Below are 5,893 nucleotides of genomic sequence, written 5' to 3' on the forward strand. Positions count from 1 at the left end.
GAAGCAAGTGCCAAACCTTCCATTGAGGTAGAGCAGGCTCCAAAAAGTCCGAAATATGGTATTTGCATCGTCCTGGCAGCAAAACTTGATGGAGTGATTTGATTAATCAAATCCCCAGCAAGCATAAAATGCATATCTTCTTTGGTTAAATTCACTTTCTGAAGGGCTGCGTTGATTGCTTCTTCAAGCAGCTGTCTATGGGCCTTTTCATAAGAGTCCTGTCCCATCCATAGGTCATCATGCAGAACATCAAAATCCGCTGCAAGCTTTCCTTCTGCTTCAAAAGGGCCTCCCGAAGCGGCCCATGATTCGATTACAGGCCGATTAGCAAACTGCCATGATTGCCTTCCAATCAACATTTACAACACCCCCATCATCGTCAACAGCGTTTTCACAAGCGCGACAATAAATGCAGAAAAGACTCCGAAGAGGATAACTGTTCCTGCCAGTTTGAACATATTTCCTCCAACACCAAGTACAAATCCTTCAGTCCGATGTTCAATTGCAGCCGAAATGACTGAGTTCCCGAATCCTGTTACCGGCACAGCACTGCCTGCTCCAGCAAATTGACCGATATGATCATATACACCCAGTCCTGTCAGAATCATTGAAAAGAAAATCATAGTGGCGACAGTTGGGTTCCCTGCTGTTTGTTCCGTAAAGTTGAAGAAATAAATATAAAAATAGGTTACAGCTTGGCCAATCAAGCAGATTATCCCTCCGACAAAAAAAGCCTTTATGCAGTTTTTCACGACGGGCCGCTTTAGTTCATGCTTTTGTTCAAGCTGCTGGTACTGTTGCTGCTGAGGTGTCAGTTTTTGCTTTTTTTTATCCCCCATCTCGCCCATCCTTCCTTATGTCATTTCTTTTTTCAATGAAATAATCCGTTGCAGCTGTTTTTCAGCCTTTTTTTCCGGATATGATGGGTCCTTTATCTTCTCACTCAATTCAACCGCTTCAATAAAAATTTTGAAGTCGCTTGAAACAATGAAGTCTTCATCTGGATAGTTTTCTTCCAGCCTTTTATTGATTTCTTTTTCGATTCGCTTCATGCCAAAACGTTTCATATGCTTGACCTTGTATGCGACCAATGTATCCTCTTTCCCTTTGATGACGGCAACATCATAAATTTCATCAAGTGATTGGATATCCTTTTTAACCCTATCAGCGAGCTTTATATTCTTCTCATCCAGATCATTCGTCGCTCCCGCATCTGGATTTACCGATTGGATCATCGATGTCCTGCTTTTGGGTGAAGTATCCCCCAGCGAACACCCAGCAGTGATAAGGGCAAGTAACATTAACACTACAATAACTTTTCCTGCCTGATATTTTTTCATCTTTAATCCCTTCCTATGCAGCATCTTATTGGTTAAAATTATTTTCCGCGTACAAATGAAAATTTATGAAATTTTTATTGAGGGGATTATTTCCATGTAATGTAAAAACACATTATTATAATTCATTTTGTTTGACTCTGTGAAATTAGACTTTTGATTTTCACTCCAGGCACCCGCTTTCCGCGGGGCGTCAGGTGCTTATAATCAACATTGAACTTTATCACGGCATTTTGCTTTATCACGGCATTTTGTTTAATAAATGGCGATCCAATGAGGACTAAGGACTATTGTTGATAATTATTTCATGTTCATTTCCCGCCTAAGTGAATTTCTATATATCGATAACAAAGCTAAATTAGTCAAAATAAAATAAGCCTGCCACTTAATATGGCAGACTCACTTTCCATTTATGCTTGATTTCTCTTCTTTCCGCACCCACAGCCGCCTTTCTTGCGACGGCGATTATTAACGATGCGATTCGTATCGTTATTATTTACAGCTGGCTGGCTATTTGTACTTTTCCGTTTTTTATTCATCATTACAACCCCTTTATTGAAAGAGTCCATATTTCATTTTATGAAATTTGTCCTTAAACGTTCTGGACGGACTCACCAATTTACTCATCTTTAACGAGCCATTGCTGGATAATTGATGCTATTCCGGCTATGGCCAAGATTGAGATCAGGGGCATCGATAAGTGCGGATAAAATTCGTAAGCAGCATAAATGATTGCAGTACACCAGAATCCCGTGCACCAATGGCAGCTCAGTAACTCTCCAATCCAATATCTTATTCCAGTTCCTTTTATCTCTATATATGTTTCCGTTTTTCCGTCCTCCAGTGGTTCAACTACAGTTTCATGAAAAGGAGCTCTGAGAAATTCAGTGATTGTATCGTAGACAACCAGCCGGGTCAATCGAAAGCTTGCAAAGACCAAAAGGCATAAATCGAGCCAACTGTCCATGCTTCTCACCACCTAATGCTATAGAATCTTTTCAGCATATGCATTATGCATTGCAAATGCCTATGTATAGGCATAAGCCTGTCCGCTCCTGTCATCATTTTTTGTACTTAAAATAGACAAACACCCACACCATTAGACGGGCGATTCATATTCTATTAAGGACAATAGGTCATATCAACTAAAAGGAGATGAACTTGTTATGGGTTGCAAAGGTAAAAACCATGTAAGCGACAGCTGCGTATGTGAAGTACTAAGAGCGGTAGCAGATGCTCAGGATGAAGTAGATGTTGACAACGATTGTGATGTCAGCTGCCATAGATCCATTAGAGAGTTATTGGCAGGTGCTCAATCACCAACAAACGGTTTAGATACTATACCTCTAATTCTATACTGCGGAGATTGCATGCCATTCGAAGGATTCGGAGCTCGGATCAGGCCTAACGGCGGCGGACCACAACGACTTGATTGCTTCAGATCATTTTTCTTCCGTGTAACTTCTGTAGATGACAACTGCTGTGCAAAAATCGAATTGCTTGTTACTCGCGGTGACGAAGGCCAAGGATTTTCTGATCCATGCGCTCAAATTCAAACTGGTGGAGCAAGAAACGAATTCTTCAGAACTGGAATTTGTTTAACGGTTGACTTAGATTGCTTCTGTGCAGTAACTTGCTTAGACCCAGTAGCAGCAATGCCACTTTCAAGCCTTCCGGGAGAAGACTAATTCAATAAGGAAGGAAATGGGCTTACCTTTATGGTAAGCCTTTTTTTATAAACCAACCCTTTTTATATCCATTAAATCTTCTTCAAGGATACTCACACTCTTCTTCCTCGGACTTAAGGAATTTATCAACAGTACTTCATTTTTCATGGCTAAGAAAAATCCTTTGTACGATGTTTCTTTGGTTATAAACTCATATTTCACTTTTGCAATCGATGCAGGAACTCTCATTAGATGTTTTATTTTTTCATCCAGAGTTAATTCATTGAACGGCCTCTTATTATTTTCCTGAAGGGGTTCGGTTTCATCAATAGCTTCACTTTGCGTATCTGCTTGTGCTATTATTTCTTGCGGTTTGTTACTTTGCTCTTCTTTAGATGGGTTTTCCTTCTGTACCATTCCTGCATTTTGGATCACGGCATCATCGTCTTTTAATAAGTAACTTTTTTGCATTTTCGGCTCAGGCATATTTATGTCAGGCTGTTGTATATAAAACATTGGTATTGGCTTTCGTTCGCGTCTGTTTCTCATTTTGAGCGGCACCTCCAAAACTTACCTCTCCCTATATTTATGCATCTGCCCATTATCTGTGCTTAATCGCAATTGATTAGTGCAACACTGGAAAAGTCCATTTGGCTGCCACCCATCCTATCGGCCTGTTTTCCATTGGAAGAGTTGATTATTTTTAGTAAAAGAAATACAAAGCGAAACGGTCAATAGTAAAAAAACCACAAAAAAACCTGCAGCAATCTGCAGGTTTCCTCTATGAATCATTATGTTATTAAAGAATATGGAATCCAGAGTCAACGTGGATATTTTCACCTGTAATGCCGCGTGACAAGTCGCTGAATAAGAATAGTGCTGTATCGCCAACTTCTTCAGGAGTTGTATTTCTGCGTAGTGGAGCTTTTTCTTCGATTTCTTTCAGAATTGAGTTAAAGTCGCTGACCCCTTTTGCTGATAGGGTACGGATTGGACCCGCAGAAATTGAATTCACACGAATATTGTCCTTTCCTAAATCAGCAGCAAGGTAACGGACACTTGCATCAAGTGAAGCCTTAGCCACACCCATGACATTGTAGTTAGGGATAGCGCGTTCTCCGCCTAAGTAAGTAAGCGTCACGATGCTCCCGCCTTCTGCCATTAATTCTTTTGCTTCCTTTGCCACAGCTGTAAGGGAATATGCACTGATGTTGTGTGCAAGCAGAAAGCCATCACGCGTTACATTCATATAGTCCCCTTGCAGTTCTTCCTTATTGGCAAAAGCGATACAGTGGGCTACACCAGAAATAGAACCCGTTGCCTCTTTAATTTCGCTGAAGCACTTTGCGACATCCTCATCGCTCGTGACGTCACATGGCAAAACTAAATAATTTTTGTCGAGAGATTCTGAAAGTTCACGAACACTTTTCTCAAGACGTTCCCCAGCATATGTGAAAATTAAATTTGCTCCCGCGTTGTGAAGTGATTGAGCAATACCCCATGCGATGCTGCGTTTATTGGCTACACCCATAACTACATATGTTTTACCGTTCAATGAAAGAGTCATGATAAAAATATCCCCCTGTTAATACATGTTATTAGTACCTAGTGCTAATTTTACACTATATATTTTTATTTGAAAAGGAAAACCCGCTAAAAAGCGGGTTTTGATTTTTCAACTTCTGTTTGAATAATGCCGAGTTCTTTGGACGATCGCCTTGAGCTAGCTATTCTAGCACCAAAAACAGAACTCAAGCTCTCTTTTTAGTTCATCAACATATTCCTTTGATCCGGTCACAATCAATCTGTCATTGAGTCTTAATTCTGTATCTCCATGAGGTACGATCGATTCATTTTCACGCAATATCCGGACAAAAATGACATCTCCGGTAAACGGAAAGCGCCTTATACTCATGCCATCAAAGTGGTCATTAAGCATGCGTATTTCATGCAGAGAATTTTCCTGGTTCGTCAGGATGCTCATTACCCCTGGTGATTCAATCATCGCACGAAGCAGGGATTCTGTTGAACGCAAGACAGAGAAAACTTCAATTCCCTCTTCCTGGGCCTTCTCTGCCAAATCCGGGCTCTCAATCCTTGCGATGACACGCTCGATCCCCTTTTCCTTAGCACTGACAGCTATCGTTGCATTCAAGTCTGCATCACCTGTCGAAATTACGGCGATATCAGCATTATAAACATTATTTTTCTCGAGCGTTTCAATTTCGTAATCATTGATTTCTATAATTTCAAACACAGTTTCAGCAAACTGTTTTTCTGCTTTTTCTTGTTTAATATGATACAAGACAGGTTCATACAAGGATGATTTTAAATCCCGGGAAACAGGAAGTGTCATTTGGTTTGCACCGATGAAGGCAACTTTGACTTTTTTATCCTCTCCTGTTGCCTGCGGAAAAAGTTTTTTAAACATGATTGGGGTCAATACACTAGAGATTACCGCTACAAGGATCAATGTCCCGCTCATTTGCGGTGTGATCATTTCCATTCTCTCACCGATTGTTGCCGCGGCAATGACCAATGACAATGTAGACGTTAGCAGGAATCCTGATGCCAATACAGTCTTGGTATCATACCATTTCTTCAAAAGATAAACTGGCAGCATTTTTGAAACAAATAGTGCCAACAACAGTAGCGGGATTAACATGAGAAGTTTCTTTTCGCTCAACATAGACCCAATATCCAGCCCCACCCCAACCATTACGAAGAAAATCGGTATTAAGAAACCGTAGCCGAAGGAATCAAGTTTGTGCACCATTTCCTGGTCCGGCGCAAGCAATGAAACAAGCACCCCCGCAAGGAATGCACCAAGAATATTTTCTGCACCAACCGTTTCGGAAATTGCCACAAGCAGGATAATCAATGCAAAAA

General features: G+C 40.7%; 8 protein-coding genes and 1 pseudogene. 1 reads left to right on the forward strand and 8 read right to left on the reverse strand.

What is annotated here, in order from left to right; all coding sequences use genetic code 11:
• The 5 genes and pseudogenes from WB217_RS09340 to WB217_RS09360 all read right to left on the reverse strand — a co-directional run.
• Nucleotides 1-359 (reverse strand): annotated as a pseudogene (locus WB217_RS09340) (stage V sporulation protein AD); the annotation flags it as partial.
• A complete protein-coding gene (gene spoVAC, locus WB217_RS09345) occupies nucleotides 360-839 on the reverse strand; it encodes a stage V sporulation protein AC (protein WP_423992791.1) in 480 nt (159 codons plus the stop codon). It lies immediately after the preceding pseudogene.
• A 15-nt stretch (nucleotides 840-854) separates the two neighbouring features.
• Nucleotides 855-1,340, reverse strand: coding sequence for a YhcN/YlaJ family sporulation lipoprotein (locus WB217_RS09350; protein WP_423992793.1), 486 nt, complete (start codon nucleotides 1,338-1,340; stop codon nucleotides 855-857).
• 407 nt (nucleotides 1,341-1,747) lie between these two features.
• Nucleotides 1,748-1,876: a hypothetical protein gene (locus WB217_RS09355; protein ID WP_335433066.1), complete on the reverse strand. Its 129-nt coding sequence runs from the start codon at nucleotides 1,874-1,876 to the stop codon at nucleotides 1,748-1,750.
• Nucleotides 1,877-1,956: 80 nt separating this feature from the next.
• Complete coding sequence (locus WB217_RS09360; RefSeq protein WP_423992795.1) at nucleotides 1,957-2,304, reverse strand: DUF1360 domain-containing protein; 348 nt, start codon at nucleotides 2,302-2,304, stop codon at nucleotides 1,957-1,959.
• Nucleotides 2,305-2,503: 199 nt separating this feature from the next.
• Here WB217_RS09360 and WB217_RS09365 point away from each other — a divergent pair, with 199 nt between their 5' ends.
• Nucleotides 2,504-3,025 carry a CotY/CotZ family spore coat protein gene (locus tag WB217_RS09365; RefSeq protein ID WP_335433068.1) on the forward strand — a complete coding sequence of 174 codons (522 nt, stop codon included), beginning with the start codon at nucleotides 2,504-2,506 and terminating at the stop codon, nucleotides 3,023-3,025.
• Nucleotides 3,026-3,070: 45 nt separating this feature from the next.
• Here the strand turns inward: WB217_RS09365 and WB217_RS09370 are convergent, their stop codons facing one another.
• From WB217_RS09370 to WB217_RS09380, 3 genes are all read right to left on the reverse strand, one after another.
• Nucleotides 3,071-3,553: a CotO family spore coat protein gene (locus WB217_RS09370; RefSeq protein ID WP_423992798.1), complete on the reverse strand. Its 483-nt coding sequence runs from the start codon at nucleotides 3,551-3,553 to the stop codon at nucleotides 3,071-3,073.
• 250 nt (nucleotides 3,554-3,803) lie between these two features.
• On the reverse strand, nucleotides 3,804-4,571 hold the full coding sequence (gene fabI, locus WB217_RS09375) for an enoyl-ACP reductase FabI (protein WP_423992800.1): 768 nt from the start codon (nucleotides 4,569-4,571) through the stop codon (nucleotides 3,804-3,806).
• Between the two features lie 165 nt (nucleotides 4,572-4,736).
• Nucleotides 4,737-5,893: monovalent cation:proton antiporter family protein (locus WB217_RS09380; protein ID WP_423992802.1), on the reverse strand; the 1,157-nt coding region annotated here is incomplete at its 5' end.

This window comes from Mesobacillus sp. (assembly GCF_049588175.1).
Classification (GTDB): Bacteria; Bacillota; Bacilli; order Bacillales; family Cytobacillaceae; genus Mesobacillus.

Excerpts from the sequence above, each read along its gene's own strand:
- spoVAC (WP_423992791.1), bottom strand. The coding sequence starts at position 839 with ATGGGGGATAAAAAAAAGCAAAAACTGACACCTCAGCAGCAACAGTAC.
- WB217_RS09350 (WP_423992793.1), bottom strand. The coding sequence starts at position 1,340 with ATGAAAAAATATCAGGCAGGAAAAGTTATTGTAGTGTTAATGTTACTT.
- WB217_RS09355 (WP_335433066.1), bottom strand. The coding sequence starts at position 1,876 with ATGAATAAAAAACGGAAAAGTACAAATAGCCAGCCAGCTGTAAATAAT.
- WB217_RS09360 (WP_423992795.1), bottom strand. The coding sequence starts at position 2,304 with ATGGACAGTTGGCTCGATTTATGCCTTTTGGTCTTTGCAAGCTTTCGA.
- WB217_RS09365 (WP_335433068.1), top strand. The coding sequence starts at position 2,504 with ATGGGTTGCAAAGGTAAAAACCATGTAAGCGACAGCTGCGTATGTGAA.
- WB217_RS09370 (WP_423992798.1), bottom strand. The coding sequence starts at position 3,553 with ATGAGAAACAGACGCGAACGAAAGCCAATACCAATGTTTTATATACAA.
- fabI (WP_423992800.1), bottom strand. The coding sequence starts at position 4,571 with ATGACTCTTTCATTGAACGGTAAAACATATGTAGTTATGGGTGTAGCC.